This is a genomic window from Catenulispora pinisilvae (genome assembly GCF_015356865.1).
In the GTDB taxonomy this organism is placed as follows: Bacteria; Actinomycetota; Actinomycetes; order Streptomycetales; family Catenulisporaceae; genus Catenulispora; species Catenulispora pinisilvae.
Genome location: NZ_JAAFZA010000018.1, coordinates 1 through 24123 on the forward strand (window position 1 = coordinate 1; position 24123 = coordinate 24123).

The window sequence follows — 24123 nt, forward strand, 5'->3', positions numbered from 1 at the left end:
ATGAGCGCCTTCCGGAGAATCACGAGGCGATGGTCACGATCAGCATGATCATGTTGATGGCGCGTCGCCTCGCCAGGCCACGCACGGTGCTATCACGCGCAGCCTGACGGGATCTCGGACAGCCTCTCAGTCGCTCAACCGCTCAGCCCTGGCTCGTCGCACCGTGCACAGCCCGATGCACCGGATCCAGGGCCGGAATCACCGGCGGCGGAAGCGGCGCGGCGCCGAGCGTCGTCGTACCCGGCCGCGCCGTCCCCATCAGCCCATTGCGATACGCCGCCACCGCCTCGCGCGTCCGCCCCTGCCGGTCGAGCAGATCGCCGAGCAGGCGCGAGGTGTCGGCCAGGTCGCCGGTGACATCGGCATCCTGCTGAAGCTCGATCGCCGTGCGATAGTGCCGCTCCGCCGCCGCCGCGTCCTCGGCGCCCTCGCTGATCAGGCCCAGCAGCCGATGCGCCGCGGCGGCGTGCACCGCGCCGTGCCCCGGACCGAGGTCGGCCACCAGCCGGGTCAGCAGCTCCCCGGCTTCGGCGGCGTGCCCCAGGCGCCAGCGGACGTCCGCTAGCTCGACCTCGACCTGCACGGCGTAGAACGCGGCGTCCGCGGCGCGCAGCATGTTCGCGGCCGTACGCAGCTCGATCTCGGCGTCCGCGAGGCGTTCGTGCTGGGCGTACAGGTAGCCGCGCATCCAATGGCACTGCGCGAGTTCGGCGCGTATCTCCCACTGCTGATACACGTCCTGCGCCTTGACCAGCGCGGCCTCGGCCTCGTCGAACCGGCCGCCGGCGGCCAGGGTCCGGGCGACCGAGCGGTGCAGCGTGGCGACCGCGACCGGATCGGCGACGCGGGCCGCCAGATCCAGGGCGAGCGTCGCGGCCTTCGTGGCCCGCTCCAGCGCGCCCAACTCCAGGTAGGGGCCGATGACCGCGGCGTACAGCAGCACCAGCGAAGCCGGATCCGGCAGCCCGCCGCCGTTCAGCTCGCTGATAGTGCTCTCCAGTAGATAGCAGGAGTAGCGGACGTCGCCTTCGAGGTAGTGCGCGGTCGCGCGGCCGCGGATGGCGCGCACCCGCGACAACAGCGGCTGATCGGCCAACAGCGCCTCGGCCTGCTCGAACTGGTCCCGGCCGGCGGTCAGCTCGCCCCGGCGGAGCAGGAACGAGCCGAGCGTGACGCGTACCTCGGCGACCAGATCGGGGACGTCGTTGCGCGCGGCCCGATCCAGCAGGTCGGCCAACAGCGCCTCGGCTTCGGCGGCACGGCCGTCGTCGGCCGCCGCGTTCGCCTCCACCAAGCCCTCGCGGATCTCCGCCCGCAGCCCCGCGGGTATGCCGGTCGCCAGTTCCTCATAGCTGACCGCCAATCGCTCGGCGAAGTAGCGCAGCGCCGCCTCCGACGCACGGGCCTTGCCGGCTTCCAACGTGGAGACATAGGCCGCGGTGTATCCGGGTTCCGCCAAAGCACGCTGGGTCAGGCCGCGCCGCGTGCGCAGTTCCTGAAGGCGGGTCCCGATCTGGCCTTGCGTCTGTTGGCCGTCGCCGGACAGGGGCATCGTGCCGCTCCCCCTCTTCCTTCTCTCAGATCCTGACGGCTCACCTGACTGCGAACCACTACAAACCCGGCTGCTCAACGGACTCCTACCACGCACTCCCTACCACGAAGCGGTAGCGGGGGTCTTGCGGCATCCGGCTGAGTGCCCTAGCTTAACCATCACTCTAAATGGAGTTACTGCTTCATTTAACTAGGGGGTGAGGCACTATGCCATCGGGGATCCGGCTGACCGACCACCTGTTCACGGTTCCGCTGCACCACGACCGTCCGGGCGGGGAACAGATCGAGGTCTACGCCCGCGAGGTCACCGCGGACGAGACGCGGCCGTGGCTGGTGTATCTCCAGGGCGGGCCCGGGCACCGTTCGCCTCGGCCACTCCCGGCCGACTTGGCGAGCGGCTGGATCAGCCGCGCGCTGAAGGACTACCGGGTGCTGCTGCTCGACCAGCGCGGCACCGGGCGTTCCACGCCGGCCACGCGCCAGACGCTGCCGTCGCGCGGGGACGCACGTCAGCAGGCTGAGTACCTCGCGGCGTTCCGGGCGGACTCGATCGTGCGGGACGCGGAGTTCATCCGGCGGCGGTTGACCGGCGGCGCTCCTTGGAGCGTGCTGGGGCAGAGCTTCGGCGGATTCTGTGCGGTCAGCTATCTTTCGACGGCTCCCGAAGGGCTCGCAGAGGTCTTCATCACCGGCGGACTGCCGACGCTAGAAGGGGACGCGGACGACGTCTACCGCGCCGCCTATCCGCGGATGGAGGACAAGAACGCGTTGTTCTACCACCGGCATCCGGAGGATGTGCAGACGGCGCGCGCGATCGCCGAGCATCTGCGGGAGCACGAGACGGTGCTGCCGGACGGGACGCTGCTGACGGTCGAGGCGTTTCAGTCGCTCGGGATCGTGCTCGGGACCACCGATGGTGTGGAGAAGCTGCACTATCTGCTGGAAGACGCGTTCGTGCGGGCGTCGGCCGCGGCGCACCGGCCGGAGCTTTCGGACCGCTTTCAGCAGCAGGTCCAGACGGCGCTGTCGTTTGCCGAACGGCCTCTGTACGCGGTGATGCACGAGGCCATTTACGCGCAGGGCTCGGTGGCCACGGCTTGGGCCGCAAGCCGGGTGCGTAAGGAGTTCCCGCGCTTCGATGCCGAGAAGGTGCTGGTGGAGACCGCGGCTCCGGTGCTGTTCACCGGCGAGACGATCCACCCTTGGCACTTCCGGACGGATCCGGCGTTGCGGCCGCTGCGGGACGTGGCCGAGGTGATTGCCGGGCGCGAGGATTGGGGGCCGCTATATGACGTCGGCGTGTTGGCGGGGAACAACGTGCCGGTGTTCGCGACGGTCTATACGGACGATCTGTACGTCGACACCAAGCATTCGCTCGCGACCGCCGGCGCGATTCGGGGGCTGACTACCCGCGTGACCGATGAGCACGAGCATGACGGCCTCACGACCAGTGGCACGGATGTGCTCGATCGGTTGCTGGGGATGGCGCGCGAGGCGCGTTGAGCGTTCGCTTCGCGGGCTGACTGTTCGCTGCACGCTTGCACTTCACACTTGCACTTCACACTCGCGCTGCGCAATTCGCCTCATAGCTCGCTTCACACTTCGCTCCCCATCGACTTCGTTTCGAGGTAAACGCATGCCTTCTGGAGCTTTTCGCGGCAATCTCAGAACCCGAATAGGCGCGGTCAGCGCGGCCGCCGCCGTGACCGTGGTGGCTGCTGGCGCTGCTGTCGTGCTGCCCGCCGGCAGTGCTCAGGCGGCGCAGTGTTGGTACGGGTCCTGCTTCAGCTATGTCACCGGTCGGCAGGACACGAATACGACCGGTGCTTCAGTGACGATGGCGCAGGAAGCGCCTGGGGGCGTCGCGGCCGACGGCCATTCCCTACAAGAGCTTGCTCTACAGACCTCTGGCGGTACGGCTTCCGGGGACACCGTCGAGATCGGGTGGAGTGTCGATCCGGAGACCAACGGGGACTATCAGCCGCATCTGTTCGTCTATCACTGGATCAACGGTCAGTCGACTTGTTACAACGGCTGCGGATTCGTACAGGTGTCTTCCACGGTCCGGGCCGGAATGGCTTTGACCCCGGGTACGAGTGGGGCGTTCGCGCTTCGGTACTACGAGGGCAACTGGTGGGCGTACTACAACGACGTCGCCTTCGGCTATTTCCCCGGCTCTGAGTGGGGCGGTTCCTTCACCAGCGCCCAGATCGTGTCGGCGTTCGGCGAGGTGGCCGCGGACAAGGCGCCCAGCTGCACGCAGATGGGCGACGGCGTCTTCGGCAGCCAGGGCGCGGCGGCGTCGTCGATCTCCGGCTACCAGCTCATGGGGTCGGCTGATCAGCCGCAATTCACTGTCACGGCCAGCGATCCGGGCTCGTATGACTACGGGTCGGTGACCGGGACGTCTTTCACTCTTGGAGGTCCTGGTGCTTGCTAAGTTGCGGGTCGGGCTTGTCTCGGCGCTGGCTCTGTTCTCGGTGAGTCTGGTCGGCGCTCCGGCCGGCGCCGTCGCGGGCTCGGGTGTGGCCGGGCCCGCGGTGCCCACGGCGGCGTCGGCCGCGACGAACAGCGGTCCCGTCTGCTGGTACGGCGCGTGTTACGACTACGTCAGCGGACATCAGTGGACGAACACAACCGGCGTCAGCGTCCAGATGAAGGTCGAGGCGCCGATCGTCAACCCCGCGCAGACCGGCGAGCACAGCTTGCAGGAGATCGCGCTCCAGAACACCGCGCGGACCTCGACCGTCGAGATCGGCTGGACCGTCGATCCCGAGCTCAACGGCGACGCACGGCCGCACCTGTTCGTCTACCACTGGGTCGACGGTCAGGAGAGCTGCTACAACGGCTGCGGGTTCGTGCAGGTCTCGCCCTGGATCCGGCCCGGCATGGCGCTGCATCCAAACGAGGCGGCACACTTCGCCATCCGCAACATCGGCGGCGACTGGTGGGTCTTCTTCCGCGACGAGCCGGTCGGGTACTTCCCGGGCGCGTTGTGGAACGGGACGTATCAGAGCGCGCAGTTGGTGTCGGTGTTCGGCGAGGTGGCCGAGAACACCACCGACACCCCGAGCTGCACGCAGATGGGCGACGGCCGGTTCGGGAGCAGCGGCGGCTCGTCCTGGATACGGGACTACCGCATCGCCGGGACGACCGACGCGCCGGACCTGGCGGTCAGCGCCACCAGCCCGAGCCGGTATGACGCCGGTCAGGTGACGGCGACTTCGTTCCGGCTCGGCGGGCCCGGGACCGGTGCTTGCGGCTGAGGCGGTTTTCTAAGACGCCTTTCACGCCGCCCACAGCCGAAGCAAATGAAGGGATCACAGCCTGGAGGGACAGTCAGCTCACGAAGGGGATTGTTCAGTATGAACGACTTCTACCCCAGCGACACGCAGCACGATGGCTCCGAGAGCGGCGGTCCGTCGGGCGGTGCGGCTCCAAGACATGGCTTCTTCTCACGCAGGCGGAACGTGGTCGTCTGCGCGGGCGTCGCAGTGCTCGCGGTGGCCGGGATCGCGACCGGCGTCGCTGTGACCTCCGGGTCGTCGGGCAGTTCGACGGCTGCCTCCAGCGGTCAGAATCAGCCGCCCGGCGGCGGTGCGGGCGGTGCCGGTGGTGCTGGCGGTGCTGGCGGTGCTGGTACTTCCGGCGGCGCTTCCGGCGCTTCCGGCGCTTCCGGCGCTTCCGGCGCTTCCGGCGGTGCCGGCGGTGCCGGCGGCGGCCAAGGATCCAACGCCCGCTCGACCAACGAACCGGGCGGCACCTCCGGCACCGTCAGCAGCGTGTCCGGCTCCGGCTTCACCGTCACCACGACCGTCGGCTCGCAGCTCACCGTCACCGGGAGCCAGACCACCGGCTACCAGGACGCGACGAGCGGTACCAGCACCGCCGCCTCGGCGAACGCCGTCACGGCCGGCGCGGGAGTCCTGGTACTCGGCACCGTCGACGGCACCACGATCACCGCGACCCAGGTCACCGTCGAGCCCAAGGGCAGTCCCTACACCACGGCCTCGTCGGACGTCACCGCGATGCAGCGCGGGCAGCAGAACACGTCGAAGACCTACGGCACGATCCCCACCGACTACACCGAGGGTCAGGGCACGATCGTCGACGCCGCCACGGCCGACCAGGCGGTCGCCGCGGCGCTGGCCAAGTACCCGGGCGGACTGGTGGACCGGGTGGTCAAGCTGCCTGACGGGGACTACGAGGTGCACGACATCGGGACCTCCATGCACCACATCTTCGAGGACTCGAGCTTTCAGGTGATCGGAGCCGACTAATGCCGTGGCAGGCAACGTTCGCCCCGTCCGGCGGGCAGACGTCTCCTGGCTCTGTACTGTCACCCGCGCGCCTCCCCGGTTGGCGCGCCGCGCCGCGATCGTGTAGCTATCTGCCATGCCTACGCGCCCCGGTGTCGGACCCGCGACACCGTTCGCCGAGTCCTCGCCCGCCTCGTCGACCGCAGTGTCCGTCATCCTCGTCGGGGGTGGGAAGGCGCAGCTGAACGAGCCCGCCGCGGCCCGCGACCTGTATGTCAGCCCACAGTTCGCACACCGGCGGGCCCGGGCCGAGGCGAGCGGTGTGCCGTGGTTCGTGGTCAGCGGCCGCTGGGGGCTGCTCGACCCCGACGATCTCCTCGCACCCTATTCCTTCTCCTTCGCGCAGCAGTCGGTGAACTACCGGCGCGCCTGGGGCCGCTTCGTGGCCGAGCAGCTGTGCCTGGTCAGCTCGCTCGGCCGCGGCGACGTCGTGGAGATCTGCGCCGGTGCCGCCTACACCTCCGCGCTCACCTCCCCGATCGGGTACCTCGGCGCCCTGATCCGCGGGGAGACAGCGGGCGCGAGCGATTCAGGGGACGAGTCGCGATAGCCCGAGGCCGGGCCGCCTCATCGTCGATCTCGCGGGTTTTCCCCTACCGCCGCCGAGGTGTCTCCCGCGTCCCGTACTTCCACCCGGTCATGCACACCTCGAGTTGCTCGTCGTCCAGTGCCGCGGGCGTGAGCGCGGCGTTCCCGTCGGCGGGGCGGGCGCGCAGGCCGTCGAGCAGGATGGTGAAGTGGCGGCGCCAGACGTCGGGGTCGGCCGGGGCGGTGAAGTCGACCACGCCGACCGCTGAGATCAGCAGTACGCCCACGTCCGTCGGCACCACGTCGGGGCGGAGGTCGCCTTGCGCCTTGGCCTGGTCGATCAGGGCGTACAGGGCCGGCTCGACGGTTTCGCGGACGACTTCTTCCTTGTCCTGCTCGCACTGGTCGAGGTACTTCTGGCGGGAGAGCATCAGGTCGCGCAGGGCCTTGTCGCGGCCCTGGGACTCCAGCATCGAGCTCATGAAGTGGATCAGGCCGTCCCAGGCGCGGGGCAGGGCGAGGGACTCGGCGACGATGTGCTCGATGGACCGGAGCATGTCGTCGAACAGGGCGTCGATCAGGGCGTCGCGGTTGGGGAAGCGGCGGTAGACGGTGCCGACGCCGAGGCCGGCGGCGTGGGCCACCTCATCGAGTGACGCGTCCAGGCCGCGCTGGGCGAAGACCGCTTTGGCGGTGTCCAAGATGAGCTGCCGGTTACGTTCGGCGTCCCGGCGCAGCGGGCGGGCCGCGGGTCCGGTGGGAGGTGCGGGGGCGGTCGCCACCTGGGGTTCGGCCTCCTCGATCTTCGTTTTCGTCACTGTTCGCTCCTGCCTCGTGCCGCCTCCCGGCGATCCAGGTGAATCTTAGACGCAGTTAAATGGAACACCGGTCTCCATGTGGAGGCAAGTATTCCACTTGGCTGGTACAGTCGTGTCGAGTAAGTGGAAGAGGCTTCTCCGGATGCAGGGGACGAGAACCATGGCAGATGTCGACACGACCGGCGCGGGACCACAGACGGACCTGGCCCCACCCGCCGCTCACACCGACCCGAACCACGCCAAGCGGTGGCTCATCCTGGCGGTCATCGGGCTGGCGCAGCTGATGATCGTGCTGGACGTCACGATCGTGAACATCGCGCTGCCCGACGCGCAGAAGTCGCTGGGCTTCTCCAACGGCGACCGGCAGTGGATCGTCACCGCCTACTCGCTGGCGTTCGGCAGTCTGCTGTTGCTGTTCGGCCGGGTCTCCGACGTCATCGGGCGGCGGATGATGTTCCTGATCGGGCTGGTCGGGTTCGCCGCGGCCTCGGCGCTGGGCGGTGCCGCACCGAACTTCGAGATCCTGGTGCTGGCCCGCGCGTTGCAGGGGGTGGCCGGCGCCATGCTCGCCCCGGCCGCGCTCTCGCTGCTGTCCACGACCTTCACCGAGGCCAAGGAGCGGGCCACCGCGTTCGCCGTGTTCGGCGGCATCGCCGGTTCCGGCGCCGCGATCGGGATGCTGCTCGGCGGGGTGCTGACCGAGTTCCTGAACTGGCGCTGGACGCTGTTCGTCAACGTCGGCATCAGCGTCATCGCGATCGCCGGCGCCGCGGTGCTGATCCCGCGGCACGCGCGCAGCGCCGACCGGCCCTCGCTCGACATCCCCGGCACGGTCCTGGTCTCGGCCGGTCTGTTCGGCATCGTCTACGGCTTCGCCAACGCCGAGTCGCACCCGTGGAGCGCCCCGGGTACCTGGGGCTTCCTGACCGCCGGCGTGGTCCTGCTGGTCGGCTTCATCTGGTGGCAGACCCGCACCAAGCACCCGCTGCTGCCGATGCGCGTCATCCTGGAGCGCAACCGCGGCGGGTCCTACCTGGCGATGTTCCTTACCGGCATCGGTATGTTCGGCGTCTTCCTGTTCCTGAACTACTACCTGCAGGAGATCCTGCGCTACAGCCCGGTCATGACCGGTGTGGCGTTCCTGCCGATGGTCGCCGCCCTGATGGTCACCGCGACCATCAGCACCACCCAGCTCTACCCGCGGATGGGCGCCAAGATCCTGGTCTTCGTCGGCATGCTGGTGGCCGGCGGCGGCATGGTCTGGCTCACCGGCATCGGGCTGCACTCCAGCTACGCCGCGAACATCCTCGGCCCGACCGTGCTCGTCGGCATCGGCATGGGCGCCATCTTCGCCCCGGCGATGAACGCCGCCACCTCCGGGGTGGAGTCCCACGACGCCGGCGTGGCCTCGGCCATGGTCAACACCGCCCAGCAGATCGGCGGCTCGATCGGCACCGCGCTGCTGAACTCGCTGGCGGCCAGCGCGCTGACCGGCTACCTGGTCGGCAAGAACGCGGCCAGCCCGGTGGTGCAGGCCAACGCCGCGATCCACAGCTATGTCGTCGCCTTCTGGTGGGCCGCCGCGATCTTCGGTGTCGGCGCCTTCATCTGCGGCCTCATCCTGCGGGCCGGCAAGCCCGACCCGGCGGATCCGGACGCGGCCCCGGCCATCCACGCGTGATCCGCTGCGCGTGACGGCCACGCGTGGCTCACTAGGCCTGACTCACTAGGCCTGACTCACTGCGCGTGACCGGCCGCGCATAACCAGTCGCCCGCACCGAGTCACCCCCGGCCAATCGGGTGTGACCTGGTGCGGGACCATGTTCTCCGGCCAAGTATGATCAGCGCGGTCAGCGGCGATCCGCCGTCTGGCCGCGCTGATCTCTTCCGCTCTCGGACATTCGCCCACCTCGCGCCACCGCCCGCTCATTCGCGGGCCATGCCTTGCAACCGAATCCGCGTGTTGGTGAGTCAGTGCTTTCGAGACGGCGGTATCGGCGCCGTGCCTCGTCAGCGGTTCGGTGGATCAGGAGTGGACTGGATGAGCACGGACACTGTCGTCCCCGAGATGGCGGAGATTCCATCGGTCTTCGCGGGCGGCCGACCACCACATCGCCGGATTCCGGAGCTGGTCTCGTCCTTCCTGGGACGGGACCTGTTCGGGGTGCGGCTCGGCGTGCTGCTGGTGATCTTCCCGATGATGGCGGCGACGCTGGCCTTGCAGCTGACCAGCCGCCAGGGCTGGAACCACCCGCCGGACAGCCGCTACTACCTGCCGATGATGTCGCGGGATATGGGGTTCTCCTGGTCCCACTCGGTCCAGACCGAGCAGCTGGTCTCGCCGGGCACGCACGTGTCGCCCTGGTACTTCGCGGACAACGATCCGACCTGGCAGATGGTGCGCACCCGGATGCTCTACCCGGTGCTGTCCATCCCGTTCATCTGGATGTGGGGCCTGTCCGGCGGCTCGCTCGCGATCCCCGTGCTGGGCACGGTGCTGTTCGTCTGGGCGATCGCCCGCGTGCTGCAACGGCTCTACGGCCCGGCGGTCGCGGCCCTGGTCGCCGTCGGCTTCAGCATCACGGTCCCGGTCACCGGCTTCACCTGGGCCGGAACCGACACGCTGGCGATGGGGCTGGCCGCGGTGATCGTCGCGAACCTGCCGATCGAACGCCGCACCGGCGCAGCGAACCTGGTGTGGCTGGGCGCGGCCTCGGTGTTCATCGCCCTGACCCGGCAGGTCGGCGTGCTGGCCCCGGCGATGGCCGGCGCCGGATGGCTGTGGGTGCTGGTGCGCGAGCGCGATTGGCGCAACCGCTGGCTGAGCTCGCTGCTGGTGACGGCGGCGACCACGGTGGTGATCCAGGTCCTGTCGATGATGCTGGTGAAGACCGACACCGCCGGTGTCCTCGGCCGCGGCCAGACCACGTACTGGGGCATCCTCCGGCAGTTCATCCACTACCTGAAGATCGTCACGCAGGAAGCGTGCACCTACATGTGGCACACCGACCGCATCCTGTACGCGTTGCTCATCGCGGCCGGGGTCTCGGTGCTGGCCCGCTTCGCCTCCGACGCCACCGCGGTCTTCATCGGGGCGGTCGGGGCGACCTACATCATCACCGCGGGCGTCGGGTTCTCCGGCTACATGCGCTACGAGATGATCATGTTCCCCGCCGCCGCGGTCGCGGCCGGCCAGCTGATTCAGCTGCTGCTCACCAACTATCAGAAGCAGCCGGGCGTAGAGCCAGTGGCTACTGCCGCAGCCACTGGCGTAGCCCTCGCCGACGTGGAAGCCGCTGAGGCCAAGGCCATCGCCGCAGTCGCTGCCATCGATGTAACGACCGGCACCGCGACTGGCACCGCGACTGGCACCGTGACCGGCACCGCGGCTGACAGCACGACCGACGCCGCGACCGACACCGCCACGGACACCGCCACGGACACCGCGACCGATCCCGTGACCGACTTCCTCCGCATCCCGGCGCAGCGCCGGCCCCGAGGCTTCACCGGCGCCATGGCCGCCACCAAGCCCGGCCGGTTCCTGGGCCTGGACCAGCCGCGCCAGGACCGCTGGAAGCCGCAGCTCGCCTTCAACGCCGCGGTCCTGGCGGTCGTCGTCGGCGTCTCGCTGAACGGCTCTTGGTCCTCGACCGCAGCCGTCCCCACCTCGCCCTCCTACGAAGCGGCCCAAGGCGGGACGAGCTACGCGGTCGAACCGCTGGCCGTGCAGCCGGCCGAGCAGACCCTGAAGATCTTCTTCGACCAGGCCGTCGGCCTGGCCCACGACAGCGGCAACCTGCAGGGCGCGGTCGACTGGGTCCACACGATGCGCTACCGGCCGACGGCCCCGGACCAGCCGGGCTGGGCCACCCGGGACAAGGACGGCACCGCGGTGGTCCACCCCAGCTCGATGGGGCAGGACGTGGAGATGTCGGAGGCGTTCGGCCAGGGACTGTCGCTGGACTCGACGGTGCGGTCGGACACCGTCAAGATCCTGAGCCGCCAGGTGAGCCAGTACGGCGAGGACGTGGTGTTCACGGTCCAGGACAAGTCCGGCGTCGTGCACCAGGGCACCGCGACGACGCTCTACCCGATCTGGGACAAGAGGGATCCGGCCACGGTCACCTCGATGGTCTTCGACTCCTGATGCGTTGATCTCGGCCAGAAGGCGAGTACCCGTTGCCCGGCGGCGGCGAGAAAGGCCGTTGCCGGGCAACGGAAAGTCCATTCCCGCGGTGTGCTTTATCCGTGACCTCCGCACTCTTTCCCCGTGACAGTGGCCGGGCGCAGAATGGCGGGCATGGGCGATCTGAGGTTGAGTGTCTGGCGACTCATGCACCGCTATCGGGATCCGGTGCCGGGCACATTGCGGCTGACCGCCAAAGACTGGAACGGTTCGTCGGTGACTTATGTCGGGGTGATCAGCGCCCCCGGCCTGGACCCGACGCCGATCTCGCGCAAGACCTCCGAACCGAGCCGGCGTTTTGTGATGACCGGTATGGACCTGCCGGTGCTCGTCGACCGCTCCCGGCCGTACAAATTCAAGATCCTGTGGAAGCAGGTGCTCACTGGGAAGCAGTACCGCGAGAACCAGCGGTTGCAGGATCTGCAACGGGCCCACGAGACCGCGGCCCGGATGGCGGCCGGTGACACCAATGCCGGGACGAACCCGATGGACGCGTTCTTCAGCGGCGGCACCGGCCTCCTCGGCGGCACCACCTTCTCGGCCGGCACCCGCCGGATGTTCACCAACGGCGGCGGCAACGTGGACCTCACACAGGCCGTCACCTCCGCGATCGCCGAGGCCTTCGGCGGCCACCAGAGCGGGGCGTGGGGCGAGTCCAACGTCCACGTGCAGATCGTGGGCGACGGCGGCGCACCGGTGGTCAACGGCCGGCCCGCCACCGCCGTCGTGCGGGCGGCCAGCGATGTGACGTTGCCCGGCTTCGTCGGCGGTATGGTCCCCGGCGGCGTCGTCGACATGACGCTCGAAGTGACCCCGCCGGACGGCGGCGACCGCTATCCGGCCCAGCTGCGGATGGCCTTCTCGTCGCCGGAACGCCGGGCCCAGGTCGCGACGCCCGGCACCGAGATTCCGGTGTTGGTGGACCCGAACCTGCCGACGCATGTCGTCATCGACAAGGATGCCTTCGGCGCCCTGTAGTGCGGGTCCGGGCTCCCGGCTACGGATCTGTCCCGCCCAGGGATGGGTCCCGCCTAGGGATCAGTCCTGCGGAGTGAGCAGGACGATCGGGATCTCGCGCTCGGTCTTCTCCTTGTACTCGTTGTAGAGCGGGAAGATGCCCGCCATCTGCGTCCACAGCGCCGGGCGCTCCTCAGGGGTCGCGATCCGGGCGCGCGCGGTGAACCGGCGCGGGCCGACCTGGACTCCGACGCTCGGGTCCGCCACGAGGTTGGTGAACCACGACGGATGCTGGTCGGAGCCGCCCTTCGACGCCACGACGACGAAGTCCTCGCCGGACGTGCCGTAGATCAGGCACGTGCGGCGCGCCTCCCCGCTCTTGCGTCCGGTCGTGGCGAGGACCAGCGTGTGGACGCCGTTCCGTTCGTGGCCCTCGGTACCGCCCGAGGCCAGGTACTTGCGGGTGTGCTCGGCGACCCAATCCCACTGCGAGTCGGTGGCGTGGTCGAGATCAGCGGCGACAGCCATGGCCGTGGTCCTTTCTCAGCAAGCTCTGGTCAGTCCTGGTGCGTCATACGGTCGATGATGCCCCGATCGGATGCAGCCCGCAGCCCGCGGCCCGGCTTCAGCGGCCGGCAAAGCCATTCCGGCAGCTATCTGTCGACATCTGTCGGCATAAATGCCGTCCCGCTCGGCGCTGAAAGCCTTATTCCTTATGCTTTCGCAGAAAGTTTCGCAGAACATTGAGATGTAGCGGCTGAGAAGGCGGGCTCAGGCGGCGAAGGCGTCGATCGCCACGGCCAGGTCGTCTCCGGTGAACTCTTGTTGCCACTCGCTGAGGCGCTTGGCGATCTGCGGCAGCAGCCCGGTCTGGTTGCCCAACGCGACGCTCGCGTAGCCGTGCTCCGGCGCGAGGAGGACGGCGGTCCGGTAGCCGTCCAGACGGCCGTTCAGGTACATCTGGCCGGACGGACCGAGGGCCCAGGCCAGGCCGTACCGCATCGGGTCTTCGGGGCGGGTGCGGGGGCGCCGGATCTGCGCCAACAGCGCCGGGTCGGCCAGCAGCTGCTCGGCGAAGGAGAGGTAGTCGGCCACGCATGACCACAGGCCGCCGCTGGGGCGTCGGCCGCGCGGGTAGGCCTCGACGGGGAGCGGGGTCTGCTCGTCCCAGCCGGTGACCGGCGCGGGCGGGGTGTCGAAGCCGGTGCGGGTCAGGTGCCACGGGCTCAGGAGTATCGCGTCGAGGGCCTGCTCGTAGCTGGTGCCGGCATCGTCATCAGCGAGGGCCGCGAGGATGCAGCCGGCCAGGAAGTAGTTGCCGTTGTAGTACGACCAGGCCTCGCCCGGTGTGCGCTCGTTGCCCGCCCGTACCACCAGCCGCGCGGCCTCCTGGAGCACCTCGGGTCCCTGACCGAGGGCGGCCACGGTCGCGCCGTCGACCGACTCCCGCAGCCCGGAGACCTGGCCGAGCAGCTGCTCGACGGTGATCGTCCGGTCGGCCCGCCAGTCCGCGGCCAGGTCCGGCAGCAGCTCGATCGCCGGAGTCGCCAGCGCGATCCCGCGATCCACCAGCGCCCGGACGGTCGCCACGGCGGTCAACGGCTTGGTCAGCGAGGCGACCCGGAAGACCGAGGTCTCGTCGGCCTGGAGCGGCCCCAGCCTCTCGATCGTGCGCCGGCCATCCCGCGACACGCCTATGACGACGCCCCCACCTGCCGTTTCCATCCGCCACCCTTCCTGTCGACGCCCCAGTGGACCACGCGAAAGATCACTGTCGCCAATTACACTGCGAAAGACAGCCCAACCCTCACCGGGAGTGCGCATGCCCTACGTCGTCGACTTCGTGAACGTGTCCACCACCGGCCTGGAATCCTCCCCGGTCGCGCCGGCCCTGGCCGGTCTGCGGGCCAACGAGGCGCGCTACTACAAGAACAAGTACGACCACGTCTTCACCGTCACCCCCGCCGACGAGGCCCCGAAGACCCTGGAACGGGTGACCCACATCCTCGCCCAGGAGCGCGACATCGTGATCGCGGCCAAGCCGCTGGAGGTCACCGAGTTCGAGGTGGAGGGCTTCCGGATGGCGTACGTGTTCTACGAATCCGGTCTGGCGATCAACGTGATGTACGGGATCGAGGACGGGGGGAAGCGCGCGGTCGGCTTCAAGCTCTCGGAGGGGATGGAAGTCCCCGAGGAGTTGGCGGAGCGGTTCAAGTTCGCGCGCCAGAAGTCGAAGCTGGCCGGGGAGATCCGCGGGTCGTTCTTCGTGATCAAGGGCGAGTACTGAGCGGTTCGGCATGAGTCGGATTCAGGCATGAGCCGGGCTCGGACACGAGTCGGGGCCCGTATCAGCCAGCTGATACGAGCCCCGCTCGCCGACCCGGCCGTGCGGCCGAGTCGGCCCTATCCGCGCCGTCTGCGCATCTCGATCCGCGACCGGGTGACCGCCGCGGCGCCGATCGCGGCCAGCACCGGCAGCGCCACGACCACCACGCCGAGGTAGAGCCAGGGCGGGGCGAACTGTGTCTGTTGGGCCGACGACATGCTCTCGGGGGCGATCTGCTGCGCCTTGGCCTCGATCAGGCCGACGGCCGGCAGCAGCCCGAACGCGGCTCCCAGCACCGCGCCGAGCCCGGCGGTGACAGCGGCCTGAGACGCGGCCAGCGTCCGCCGGACCCGCGGCCGGGCCCCGACCGCGGCCAGTGTCTCCAGATCGTTCTGCGCATCGGTGATCGCCAGGCCGGTGGCCACGGCCGCCGCCCCGAGCATCACCACCCCGGCGACGGCCCCGAGGGCGAGCATCCCGGCCCAGGTCTGGCTCTGGTAGCCGCGCTCGACATAGAAGCTCTCGCTGATGCCGGTGGCCGCGACCAGGTCGTCGGCCCGCTGTTCCTCGTCGGTGGTCGGCATGCGCGTGGTGTCGAACAGCGCGGCCATCGGAGCGAACTTCACGCCGAACTTGTCCAGGGCGCCGGGCGCCACGATGGCCGACACGTCCGCGCGCGGGCTGTCGACCAGCGCGGCGGGCAGGGTGGCCTGCTTGTCGTCCTGAGGAGGACACGTCGCCGGTTGGCCGCAGGTTCCTGAGATGGCCAGGTGGACGGTCGACCGGGCCCCGGTGGTCGCCAGGTCGTACTTGTCGAAGACCACGGCGCCGCCGGTCTTCAGCATGGCCTCGGCGGCCGGATCGTCGCGGCCGAGCAGCGCCCGCACCAGTTCCGGACCGCCCGACACCACCGACGTGGAACCGGTCAGGAACTGGATCCGGCCGCTTTGGCCCAGGCCGCACCGCGGATCCTTGGCCTGCGCGGCGGCGTTGAGGTGGTCCGGGCACATGTTCCCCGGTGCGCGCACGATGTCCGGCGCCGGGACGGGGGGCTGGCCGTTCCCGAAGCCGATGCCTTGCAAGATCGCGACCATGCTCGTCGGCAGCACGTCGACGATCTGTTTGACCAGGCGGTCCGCCACGGCCCCCGCGACGCCGGAGTTGCCGTCGTCGAGCTGCGCCACAGCCTGCCCCATGCGCAGCTGGCTCTGGTAGTAGCGCCGGCTCTGCGCGTCGTCGGAGTTGATGACCATGGCCACCGCCGAGGCCCCGGCCACCGCCGCCATGATCGCGGCCAGCGCCGGAGCGGTCCGGCCGCGGTTGCGGGCGCCGTCGCGCAGCGCCAGCCGCCCGGTCAGCGGCAGCACCCGGGCCAGCCGGCCCGACCACGTCACGATCAGCGGCGTGCAGGCCACCATGCCCAGCTCGGCCAGCACGATGCCGCTGATGACCGTGATGGTGACCTCCTGGCCGCCGTGCCAGGCGCCGAACACGATCAGGACACTGCCGGCCAGCACACCGGCCAGCCCGATCAGCGGCAGCTTCCACGGCGTGCTCACCGCGCCGCGCCGCCCGGTCAACGCGGTCAGCACGTCCTGCCGCGCGGTCGTGATCGCCGGGGCCACCGCCGCCGCCACGCCGGTGCCGACGCCGACCAGCGCCGAGCCCGCCAGCTCCAGCGGCCTGAGCCGGAATCCGCCCAGCGCCTGTTGCGTGTAGTGGCCGAACCACGGCAGGGCGGCCGCCGAGGCCACGATCCCGACGACGGCGCCGAGCACTCCGCCCGCGGCACCGAGCACCACACCGTCGGCCAACACGATGCGCCGCAATCGCCGGCCGTCGGCCCCGGCCGCGCCGAGCAGCCCGAAGTCCCGGCGCCGCCGGCGCGCGCTCACCGCGAACGCCGGCCCGGCCAGCAGCACGACTTCCAGCAGGATCATCGACAGCGCGATCGCCACCACGGCCAGCTGCGCGTTGTTGCTGGCGTCGGTGTACCCCGCATAGAACTGGTAGTAAGGGACCTGAGACCGCGGCGGCGGATCGGCGAGCAGCCGTTTGGACTGCACGGTGAAGCCCTGCGCGTTGAGCTGCTTGGTCAGGGTCCAGTCGACGCCGCCGTGCACGGAGATCGGGAACGTGGCTTGGCTGGGAGCGCCCGCGCCACCAGTCTGTTGCGGGCCGAAGATTCCCGGCCGGACGAACAAGACGTCGCCGTAGGGGTCCGACTTGCTGTCGTAGATCCCGCTCACGTGCACGGTCAGGACCGGCGAGACGGCACCGGTGACGGGGTCGGTCGTGCGCAGTCCGACAGTGTCGCCGGCCTTCTTGTGCAGCCGCCCGGCCAGCGCGCTGCTCAGCGTGACCTGGTCGGGCGCGGCCGGGACGGTGCCGGAGACCCGGTCGGCGGTGCCCGCCAGCAGCGGGTCGCCGAGATCGGTGTCCCGGACCAGCCCCCACCCCCGGCTGGTGCCGTTGGTCACCTGCACCTGCGTGTGGCCCAGGGTTTCCGGCTGGCCGACATGCGAACCGGCGGGCAGCAGCGCGGCCAGGCCGGCCACGGTCGCCGGTGCCGTGCGCACCGGCGCCGGGGAGTTCCCGGCGGGATCCCGTACCGGCCCGGCCCCGGACATATCCGGGGTCTGATACATCGGAGTGCCGGTGTCGGTGACGAGCGCGTCGTAGCGGCCCATGTTCCAGGCAGCCTTCTGCTCGGCTGTGACCTGCGAACTGCGCCACAGCGTGTCGGCCGCCGCGGCGCCGGCGACCGGCAGCGCGAGCATCGCCACGACCAGGACCGAGCGCTTCTTGTTCCGCCACGCCTCCCGGCGCGCCACCCGCAGCGCGAGTCCCCAGCCGCTCACGGTTGCGCCTCGTCCCCGACCAGCAGGTCCTCGGCGTGCTGCAAGGGGGCGGACTCGTCCAGGACCAGGCCGTCGCGGATGAAGACGATGCGGTCGGCCCACGCCGCGTGCCGGGACTCGTGCGTCACCAGCACCCCGGCGGCGCCCTCGTCACAGCGCCGGCGCAGCAGCCGCAACACCGCCTCCCCGGTCTCGGTGTCCAGCGCCCCGGTCGGCTCGTCGGTCAGGATCAGCCGGCGCTCGCCGATCAGCGCCCGGGCGATCGCCACCCGCTGCTGCTGCCCGCCGGACATCTCATCGGGGAACCGGTCGGCCTCGGCCCGCAACCCCACCTCGGCCAGCGCGGCCAGCGCCGCCACCCGCGCCTTGCGCGCCGACAGGCCGTCCAACTCCTGCGGCAGGGACACGTTCTCGGCCGCGGTCAGCGCCGGGATCAGGTTGTAGTCCTGGAACACATAGCCCACCGAACGCCGCCGGATCGCCGCCAACTGCGCCTTCGACTGGCTGGCCAGCGTCGTCCCCTCGATCACCACCTCCCCACCGGACGGCGAGTCGAGGCCCCCGGCCAGCGACAGCAGCGTGGACTTGCCCGACCCGGACGGTCCCATCACGGCGACCAACTCCCCGGCGCGCACGACCAGGTCCACCCCGCGCAGCGCGTGCACCTCGGCCGCGCCCTTTCCGTGCGTCCGCGTGACGCCGCGGAGCTCGAGGATCGTCTTGCCGCTCATATGGTTTTCCCCTTCCTGGCAGTGGCGGTGGTGCGCGGGGTGCGCGTGGCTGTGTCGGTGTCGCCGTCGGTCGGCGCGGCGCCTCTGCCGCCCTTCGCAGAGCCCGGATCCGCGGGCCGCTCGACACGCGTGGTCTGGCTCTCGCGCGCATGCCGCAGCACCCGCGCCTCCACGTGATCCAGCCACCGGATCTCGGCCTCGGACTGGAAGATCATCGACTCCAGCACCAGCGAAGCGGCCAACTCGGCGGGATCCAGCCTCGCCTTGACCCGCGTGTAGTCCTGGAGCGCGGCCAACGCGTGCTTGCGCTGCGCGTGCACGATCGCGGCGACATCCACGCCGCCCACCGTCACCGCCAGCGCCAACTTCACGGCCAGCTCATCGCGCGGCCGCTCCGCCCGCGTCACCGGCCGCGCGAACCACGAGAACAACTCGTCCCGCCCGGCATCGGTGATCCGATAGAAGACGTGGTTCGCGGCGTCCTGCCCGGCCGGCTCGACCAGGCCGTCCCGCTCCAGCCGGTTCAGCGTCGTGTACACCTGCCCGATGTTCAGCGGCCAGGTGGCCCCGGTGCGCTCCTCGAACTCGGCGCGGAGCTGGTAGCCGTAGCGCTCGCCGTCGGCGAGGACGGCCAGCAGGGAGTGTTTGACGGACATGTCAGCGGCTCCGTGCATACTCGGTATGGTTGCGGGTCACGGGTATATAGATACCGGGTATGCATGGTGGTCGGCAAGTACACTCGTGGCTGAATCCCGGCGGTGGGGCCCGCCGTATAACCGCCGTCGCCTTGACAGCCAACGGTCCCTACTCATAGCGATGACGCATGTCATCGTCCGACGAGTAGGAGATGGACCGATGGTTTCGAGCACCGACTCGCACCCCGGGCGGGTGTTGGCGGCGATCGCGGTGGGCGGCGCCTTGGGCGGGCCGGCCCGGTACGGCCTGGGGCTGGCGTTCCCGACCGCGCCGCACACGTTTCCCGCCACGACGTTCGCGATCAACGTGAGCGGGTCGTTCCTGCTGGCGTTGCTGGTGGTGCTGATCCTGGAGGTGTGGCCGCCGACTACCTACGTGCGGCCGTTTCTGTGCGTCGGGTTCCTTGGCGCCTATACGACGTTCTCCACGTGGATGGTGGACACGGACCGGCTGATCTCCGCCGGGGCCTGGGGCACGGCCGCCGCGAATCTGGTGCTGAGCCTGGTCGCTGGGCTGGGGGCGACGGCATTGGGGCTGAGTGTGGGGCAGGGGATTGTCACGCGCCGCAGTTCGCGCGAAGGGGTTTCCGCCGAAGCAGGCGCCGAATCCGAGACGATCGGCGGACGGCGATGATCCTGATGCTCGCGGTCTCCGTCGCCGCCGCGCTCGGCGCCCCGGCCCGCTACCTGCTGGACAAGGCGATCGTCGGCCGCCGGGCGAGCGTGCTGCCGACCGGCACCATGGCGATCAACGTCACCGGCGCCTTCGTGCTCGGGCTGCTGACCGGCCTGGCCCTGCACGACGGCATGCCCAAGAACGTGGTGACGATCGCCGGGACCGGCTTCTGCGGCGCCTACACCACCTTCTCCACGTTCAGCCACGACACGATGCGCCTGGTCGAGGACGGCTCGATCATCGAGGCCTCATGGAACGTCGCTATCAGCCTGGCCGCCGGGATGGCGGCCGCGGCGGCCGGACTCGGGCTGGCGCTCATGGTGTGACGTCGGGTGGCCTGGAGTCATTCCAGGCCGGGTACGTCGTGAACCGCGCTGCCGTGCGGCTCCGGCGGAAGCCGCGCGGCGCGCGCGGTGAAGCTGATGGCGCGGTACCGGCCGCACAGCATCAGCAGATCGAGGAGCCGAGCTTCCTCGAACTCTGCGATGGGCCGGTTCCACAGCGCGTTGTCAGTCGATGACGAGCTCGCGGTCGCGCAGGGCGAGGCTGAGGCGGCAGGCCGAGTTGCCGGAGAGCTCGCTCGTCGAGCGTGACGAGAGCGGCGCCTACCGGCTCACTGAGCTGGCGTACTCGACGTCCGTCCCCTCAGGGCCGTCGCCCCCACGCATAGACCGTGATGGTCCGAAGCTCGAAGAAATCCGGATCGGCCAACTGGTTGAGCACTCCCCGCATCTCGTCGGCGGTGAGCAGCCCGCGCTCGATGAGGTAGTCGCAGTGCTGCCGGGTGTTGACGAGGGTGAACCGGTCGTAGGCGCTGCCGTCGCCGACGCTGTTGGCCAGCGCGCGGGTGCCGATGTCCCGCAGCCCGGCCTGGGCCATGCGGGAGGGCATCGTCGGCGCCCAGTTCATGTCAGTGCCCTGTGCCTCCCACAGCTTGGCGATGCCGCCGAGGAACCTGCGCCGCAGTTCGTAGGTGGAGAACTCCTCGGGGAGGCTGAAGTGGTCGCCGATGACCAGCCAGCCGCCGGGCGCCAGCCACTGCACCGCCCGCGCCAGGATCTCGTTGCGGTTGGGGAGGTGGCAGAAGGTGAGGCGGGCGTGGATCAGGTCGAAGGACTTCGGGGCGAATTCCAGTTCGCCGATGTCGCCGCGCAGCACCCGCAGGTTCGGACGTTCCAGTTCTTGCAGGAAGCGGGTGTCGATGTCGACCGCGGTGACCGTGCCCTCGGCGCACTGGTCGGAGAGCCAATCGGCCACCGAGCCGGCGCCGGCGCCGATCTCCAGGCAACGCCAGTCCGGGACCACGCCGATCTGCGAGAGCACCGCACGGGTCTCCGGGTCGATCCAGTCCTGGAGCAAATTGATCCGCTCGAACTCGGTGGGGCGGTCCTTGCTCAGGACGCCGGTCGAATAGTCGGAGGCCAGCGTGACGTCTTGCCCCATTATTACCCTCCGTACCAAAGGTCAGCCTGCTGACAAGTGGGAATAGTAAGGGAACTGATTTTCGAGCGACAAGAGGTGCCCGCGGGCTACGTGGGCGGCGGCATCCGTGCGAGCCACGATGCCGGATTATGGCGTTGAGGTTGGTTAAGGAAGGTGGCCCACGGCGTTGAGGGCACCTTCGCGGGCCGCGAGTCTCGCTCGCGGTCGACGACCTCGCGTTGCGCGTTGCCTACATCTGCGGCGAGCAGTGAGCACGGCGCTGCGGTGCAGGCAGCCGGGCTGGCCATCGTGATCCTCAAGACCGCGACGGCACTTGTGCCGTCCCCTGACACCGCCGCGTGCCGAATCCTCCGAAGGACTTGAGGTGACGGTTCACAGGAGGCAAGTCGGATGGCACGTCGGCCGGCGCTCGTCGCGCTCGCGACCGTGATGGTGATCGTCGGGGCCGCCGGGTGCGGCGGAGGATCAAAGAACTACAAGAGCCAGGTGTCGATCCAGCAGCTGGTGGCGACCGACCAGGTCGACATCATGGTCACCGGCCAGTTCACCAACCCCGACCCCGGCAAGGGGGTGACTGCGAAGGTCACCCTCAACCTCCACATCCAGGCGGGCGGCGAATGCACCGGCGGGGCCGGCGACGAGATCGGCGGGCAACAGAGCCCGCTCGACTTCGTCGCGCCGGGGGCGACGGTGATGTTCCAGATGCGGTGCAGCGGATACCTGCCCTCGGACCCGTCGCCGTCGCTGGCCGAGGTCGAGAAGGTGACGATCGGCGACCCGGATTCATAAAGCGCGGACAACGCCGGAGGCGGTGCACCGGACAAAGTGTCCGGTGCACCGCCTCACTTTTTAGACCTACCTGTTCCTACCTCTAGCGCACGTTCGACTAACGCACCTTCGACTAACGCACGTTCAGAGCGGTGTCGTCGATGACGAACGACGTCTGAAGCTCGTAGTCCTCGCTACCGGTGAACTTCAGCGTGACGTTCTGCCCGAGGTAGCTGGCCAGGCTGAAGGAGTGCTGGGTGTAGCCGCTATTGGCGTTCAGGTTGCTGTACGTCGCCAGCGTCCCCAGCACGCTCCCGGCGGAGTTGAGCACCTGCACCTGAAGCGTGTCGTACGCCTTCGTGGTGCTGGTCTCGGCGGTGTCGACGTGCAGCCAGAACGAGAAGTCCGCCGACGTGCAGGTGGCCGGGATGCTGACGCTCTGCGCAAGCGTGTCGGTGTGGGCGGTGCCGTAGCCGTCGAGCCAGGCGTCGTAGCTCCCCGAGTGCGAGGGCTCAGAGGCGGTGTCGCTGTTGACGACGCTGGCCGACGTGGCCCACGGGGACGCGCTGCCGGTCTCGAACCCGGAGTTGCCGAGCAGCTGCGCGGCCGTGCAGCCGCCACCGCCGGAGGAGCTGACCGTCCACGTGAATGAGGTCGAGCCGGAAGCCGAACCAGACGACGCGGTCACCGTCACGGTCGACGAACCGGCAGCGGACGGCGTACCGGTGACGGCGCCGGAGGAGCTGATCGACAGCCCGGCCGGAAGGCCGGTCGCCGAGTAAGTCAGAGCTTTGCTGGCCGAGTCCGTGCCCGAGATCTGGAGAGTGCTGATCGCGGTACCGACAGTCGAGCTCTGGTTGCCGGGGTTGGTGACCGAGACGGTTTCGGTGCCACCGCTGCCGCCGGTCGACAGGCCGGCGATGCCGTTGGGGGTGCCGATGCCGGTCGGGCCGTCGTAGCCGGTTCCGGCAGTGCACACGTAGGACGGCGTGCAGGTGCCGTCATTGCCGGAGGTGACGTCGTTGAAGTTGCTGGTGTGCTGGTAGATGTCCTGCGCCGGAGTCGCACCTGCGTTACCGGCGAGCGCGAACATCGCAGCCACCATCGGCGAGGACGCCGACGTACCGCCGACCTCCTGCCAACCGCTGTTGCCGTTCGACGTGTCGTAGACGGCGACACCGGTGGCCGGGTCGGCGTCCGCCGCGACGTCGTTGTCGACGCGCTTGGAGCAGCCGGACGGCAGGTTCAGTGCGGTCTGCCAAGCAGGCTGCGCCTCGTAGGCCGAGCAACCGGAACCGGTGCCCTCAGAGCCCGGCGTGGTGTTCCACACCGACTCGGTCCAGCCGCGCGAGTTGGACGACGTGGTCAGGTTGGTACCGCCGACCGACACCACGTTCGGCGAGGTGGCCGGGTACGAGGCCCCGTAGTCGGAGTCACCGGCGGAGACCGTGGTCACGATCCCGGAGGCGTGGGTGAAGTACTGGCTGTCCTGCGAGGTCTCGGTGGAGGACTCGCTGCCGCCCCAGGAGTTCGATATGTACCCGGCCAGGCTCGCCGCGGCGGTCTGCGCGACGTAGAGCCCGTCGCTGGAGTCGTCGTTCGCCTCGACCAGCACGATCTTGCACAGCGGGCAGATCGCGGAGGCCATGTCCAGGTCCAGGGACTCCTCCACGGTCCAGTCGTCGCCGGACGGCGGCGCGGACGGAAGCGGGGACGTCTGGCCGTTCTGGTTCACCTTGGTGAAGTTCGCCGCGGGCAGCCCGGCGGCCGACCGGTACGCCGCCAGGTCCGACGCCGCGTTCGCGTCGTCATAAGCGTCGACGATCGCGATGGTGCGACCGGCCCCGTTCGCCGCCGAAGCCGAGGTCAGGTTGTATGCCGACTGCAACTGCGAGGGCCCGTACCCGACACCGGAGGGAATCGCGTCCGGGGAAGCCGAGGCCGCGGTGGGGCGAACCCCGTTCCGCTTCAACGCGAAGCAGGACTGGTGGCCGACGACGATCACCGCCGAGCACGCGTGGCTGGACCCCTGGTTCTCGCCCGTGACAGCGGGCTGCGAAGCGTGGGCGGAGCCCGTCGCCTCCGTGCTGATCAGGTTCGCGGTCACGTTCGCGGTCACCGCCGCGGCGTTCGCGGCCGGGGCGGCGGCGGACGTGCCGGGGCTCGTGGCCCCCGACGCCGCGCCGACCGACAGCGCGCCGCTGACGGCGGCCGCCGTTGCCAGACACGCGAGTGCGCGCAGGCGTGAGCTGATTCTCACTGAG

21 protein-coding genes are annotated in these 24123 nt (G+C 69.6%); 12 read left to right on the plus strand and 9 right to left on the minus strand.

Going from position 1 to position 24123, the window contains the following annotated elements; all coding sequences use genetic code 11:
- Positions 1-142: 142 nt before the first annotated feature.
- Positions 143-1552 (minus strand): helix-turn-helix domain-containing protein, encoded by a 1410-nt coding sequence (locus tag IZR01_RS07410; protein WP_194896413.1) that lies wholly within the window; start codon positions 1550-1552, stop codon positions 143-145.
- Positions 1553-1758: 206 nt separating this feature from the next.
- On the opposite strand from IZR01_RS07410, the gene IZR01_RS07415 reads away from it, so the two are divergent.
- From IZR01_RS07415 to IZR01_RS07435, 5 genes are all read left to right on the plus strand, one after another.
- A complete protein-coding gene (locus IZR01_RS07415) occupies positions 1759-3054 on the plus strand; it encodes an alpha/beta fold hydrolase (RefSeq protein WP_194896412.1) in 1296 nt (431 codons plus the stop codon).
- Between the two features lie 133 nt (positions 3055-3187).
- Positions 3188-3991 carry a neprosin family prolyl endopeptidase gene (locus IZR01_RS07420; RefSeq protein ID WP_194896411.1) on the plus strand — a complete coding sequence of 268 codons (804 nt, stop codon included), beginning with the start codon at positions 3188-3190 and terminating at the stop codon, positions 3989-3991.
- Entirely contained in the window at positions 3981-4817 is an 837-nt protein-coding gene (locus tag IZR01_RS07425) for a neprosin family prolyl endopeptidase (protein WP_194896410.1), read from the plus strand. The genes IZR01_RS07420 and IZR01_RS07425 overlap by 11 nt, the downstream gene beginning before the upstream one ends.
- 99 nt (positions 4818-4916) lie before the next feature.
- Positions 4917-5831 carry a hypothetical protein gene (locus tag IZR01_RS07430; RefSeq protein ID WP_194923377.1) on the plus strand — a complete coding sequence of 305 codons (915 nt, stop codon included), beginning with the start codon at positions 4917-4919 and terminating at the stop codon, positions 5829-5831.
- Between the two features lie 115 nt (positions 5832-5946).
- Positions 5947-6420 (plus strand): DUF6884 domain-containing protein, encoded by a 474-nt coding sequence (locus IZR01_RS07435; protein ID WP_194896408.1) that lies wholly within the window; start codon positions 5947-5949, stop codon positions 6418-6420.
- 43 nt (positions 6421-6463) lie between these two features.
- On the opposite strand, the gene IZR01_RS07440 is transcribed toward IZR01_RS07435, so the two are convergent.
- The gene (locus IZR01_RS07440) at positions 6464-7216 is read right to left on the minus strand and encodes a TetR/AcrR family transcriptional regulator (protein WP_194896407.1); all 753 of its coding nucleotides are present in this window, start codon (positions 7214-7216) and stop codon (positions 6464-6466) included.
- 160 nt (positions 7217-7376) lie between these two features.
- On the opposite strand from IZR01_RS07440, the gene IZR01_RS07445 reads away from it, so the two are divergent.
- The 3 genes from IZR01_RS07445 to IZR01_RS07455 all read left to right on the plus strand — a co-directional run bounded on the left by IZR01_RS07445 (position 7377) and on the right by IZR01_RS07455 (position 12380).
- On the plus strand, positions 7377-8897 hold the full coding sequence (locus IZR01_RS07445; protein ID WP_194896406.1) for an MFS transporter: 1521 nt from the start codon (positions 7377-7379) through the stop codon (positions 8895-8897).
- 360 nt (positions 8898-9257) lie between these two features.
- Positions 9258-11363, plus strand: a complete 2106-nt coding sequence (locus IZR01_RS50120) for a glycosyltransferase family protein (protein ID WP_228555160.1) — start codon at positions 9258-9260, stop codon at positions 11361-11363.
- A 153-nt stretch (positions 11364-11516) separates the two neighbouring features.
- A complete protein-coding gene (locus IZR01_RS07455) occupies positions 11517-12380 on the plus strand; it encodes a hypothetical protein (protein ID WP_194896405.1) in 864 nt (287 codons plus the stop codon).
- A gap of 60 nt (positions 12381-12440) precedes the next feature.
- On the opposite strand, the gene IZR01_RS07460 is transcribed toward IZR01_RS07455, so the two are convergent.
- Together IZR01_RS07460 and IZR01_RS07465 are read right to left on the minus strand one after the other, a co-directional pair.
- The gene (locus IZR01_RS07460; protein WP_194896404.1) at positions 12441-12887 is read right to left on the minus strand and encodes a nitroreductase family deazaflavin-dependent oxidoreductase; all 447 of its coding nucleotides are present in this window, start codon (positions 12885-12887) and stop codon (positions 12441-12443) included.
- A gap of 243 nt (positions 12888-13130) precedes the next feature.
- On the minus strand, positions 13131-14084 hold the full coding sequence (locus IZR01_RS07465; protein ID WP_194896403.1) for a serine hydrolase domain-containing protein: 954 nt from the start codon (positions 14082-14084) through the stop codon (positions 13131-13133).
- A gap of 97 nt (positions 14085-14181) precedes the next feature.
- Between IZR01_RS07465 and IZR01_RS07470 the strand changes: the two genes are divergently transcribed.
- Positions 14182-14646: a DUF8821 family protein gene (locus IZR01_RS07470; RefSeq protein WP_194896402.1), complete on the plus strand. Its 465-nt coding sequence runs from the start codon at positions 14182-14184 to the stop codon at positions 14644-14646.
- Positions 14647-14762: 116 nt separating this feature from the next.
- Here the strand turns inward: IZR01_RS07470 and IZR01_RS07475 are convergent, their stop codons facing one another.
- Genes IZR01_RS07475 through IZR01_RS07485 form a run of 3 tightly spaced genes read right to left on the minus strand, consistent with a single transcriptional unit; the run spans position 14763 to position 18933 of the window.
- Complete coding sequence (locus IZR01_RS07475; protein ID WP_194923378.1) at positions 14763-17546, minus strand: ABC transporter permease; 2784 nt, start codon at positions 17544-17546, stop codon at positions 14763-14765.
- Positions 17543-18277: an ABC transporter ATP-binding protein gene (locus IZR01_RS07480; protein ID WP_194896400.1), complete on the minus strand. Its 735-nt coding sequence runs from the start codon at positions 18275-18277 to the stop codon at positions 17543-17545. The genes IZR01_RS07475 and IZR01_RS07480 overlap by 4 nt, the downstream gene beginning before the upstream one ends.
- Positions 18274-18933: a PadR family transcriptional regulator gene (locus IZR01_RS07485; protein WP_228555159.1), complete on the minus strand. Its 660-nt coding sequence runs from the start codon at positions 18931-18933 to the stop codon at positions 18274-18276. Before IZR01_RS07485 ends, IZR01_RS07480 begins: the two co-directional genes overlap by 4 nt.
- Before the next feature lie 199 nt (positions 18934-19132).
- Here IZR01_RS07485 and IZR01_RS07490 point away from each other — a divergent pair, with 199 nt between their 5' ends.
- Positions 19133-19606, plus strand: a complete 474-nt coding sequence (locus tag IZR01_RS07490) for a fluoride efflux transporter FluC (RefSeq protein ID WP_194896399.1) — start codon at positions 19133-19135, stop codon at positions 19604-19606.
- A gap of 5 nt (positions 19607-19611) precedes the next feature.
- Entirely contained in the window at positions 19612-19974 is a 363-nt protein-coding gene (gene crcB, locus IZR01_RS07495; RefSeq protein ID WP_228559017.1) for a fluoride efflux transporter CrcB, read from the plus strand.
- A 319-nt stretch (positions 19975-20293) separates the two neighbouring features.
- Here the strand turns inward: crcB and IZR01_RS07500 are convergent, their stop codons facing one another.
- A complete protein-coding gene (locus IZR01_RS07500) occupies positions 20294-21091 on the minus strand; it encodes a class I SAM-dependent methyltransferase (protein WP_194896397.1) in 798 nt (265 codons plus the stop codon).
- Positions 21092-21481: 390 nt separating this feature from the next.
- Here IZR01_RS07500 and IZR01_RS07505 point away from each other — a divergent pair, with 390 nt between their 5' ends.
- Positions 21482-21880, plus strand: coding sequence for a hypothetical protein (locus IZR01_RS07505; protein WP_194896396.1), 399 nt, complete (start codon positions 21482-21484; stop codon positions 21878-21880).
- Between the two features lie 112 nt (positions 21881-21992).
- On the opposite strand, the gene IZR01_RS07510 is transcribed toward IZR01_RS07505, so the two are convergent.
- Positions 21993-24119 carry a putative Ig domain-containing protein gene (locus IZR01_RS07510; RefSeq protein WP_194923379.1) on the minus strand — a complete coding sequence of 709 codons (2127 nt, stop codon included), beginning with the start codon at positions 24117-24119 and terminating at the stop codon, positions 21993-21995.
- Positions 24120-24123: the final 4 nt, after the last annotated feature.

What these genes read in the sequence shown, in the direction of transcription:
- IZR01_RS07465 (WP_194896403.1), bottom strand. Translation starts at nt 14,084, where the DNA reads ATGGAAACGGCAGGTGGGGGCGTCGTCATAGGCGTGTCGCGGGATGGC.
- IZR01_RS07500 (WP_194896397.1), bottom strand. Translation starts at nt 21,091, where the DNA reads ATGGGGCAAGACGTCACGCTGGCCTCCGACTATTCGACCGGCGTCCTG.
- IZR01_RS07415 (WP_194896412.1), top strand. Translation starts at nt 1,759, where the DNA reads ATGCCATCGGGGATCCGGCTGACCGACCACCTGTTCACGGTTCCGCTG.
- IZR01_RS07430 (WP_194923377.1), top strand. Translation starts at nt 4,917, where the DNA reads ATGAACGACTTCTACCCCAGCGACACGCAGCACGATGGCTCCGAGAGC.
- crcB (WP_228559017.1), top strand. Translation starts at nt 19,612, where the DNA reads ATGCTCGCGGTCTCCGTCGCCGCCGCGCTCGGCGCCCCGGCCCGCTAC.
- IZR01_RS07460 (WP_194896404.1), bottom strand. Translation starts at nt 12,887, where the DNA reads ATGGCTGTCGCCGCTGATCTCGACCACGCCACCGACTCGCAGTGGGAT.
- IZR01_RS07420 (WP_194896411.1), top strand. Translation starts at nt 3,188, where the DNA reads ATGCCTTCTGGAGCTTTTCGCGGCAATCTCAGAACCCGAATAGGCGCG.
- IZR01_RS07435 (WP_194896408.1), top strand. Translation starts at nt 5,947, where the DNA reads ATGCCTACGCGCCCCGGTGTCGGACCCGCGACACCGTTCGCCGAGTCC.
- IZR01_RS07470 (WP_194896402.1), top strand. Translation starts at nt 14,182, where the DNA reads ATGCCCTACGTCGTCGACTTCGTGAACGTGTCCACCACCGGCCTGGAA.
- IZR01_RS07485 (WP_228555159.1), bottom strand. Translation starts at nt 18,933, where the DNA reads ATGTCCGTCAAACACTCCCTGCTGGCCGTCCTCGCCGACGGCGAGCGC.
- IZR01_RS50120 (WP_228555160.1), top strand. Translation starts at nt 9,258, where the DNA reads ATGAGCACGGACACTGTCGTCCCCGAGATGGCGGAGATTCCATCGGTC.
- IZR01_RS07455 (WP_194896405.1), top strand. Translation starts at nt 11,517, where the DNA reads ATGGGCGATCTGAGGTTGAGTGTCTGGCGACTCATGCACCGCTATCGG.
- IZR01_RS07505 (WP_194896396.1), top strand. Translation starts at nt 21,482, where the DNA reads ATGGCACGTCGGCCGGCGCTCGTCGCGCTCGCGACCGTGATGGTGATC.
- IZR01_RS07445 (WP_194896406.1), top strand. Translation starts at nt 7,377, where the DNA reads ATGGCAGATGTCGACACGACCGGCGCGGGACCACAGACGGACCTGGCC.
- IZR01_RS07410 (WP_194896413.1), bottom strand. Translation starts at nt 1,552, where the DNA reads ATGCCCCTGTCCGGCGACGGCCAACAGACGCAAGGCCAGATCGGGACC.
- IZR01_RS07480 (WP_194896400.1), bottom strand. Translation starts at nt 18,277, where the DNA reads ATGAGCGGCAAGACGATCCTCGAGCTCCGCGGCGTCACGCGGACGCAC.
- IZR01_RS07490 (WP_194896399.1), top strand. Translation starts at nt 19,133, where the DNA reads ATGGTTTCGAGCACCGACTCGCACCCCGGGCGGGTGTTGGCGGCGATC.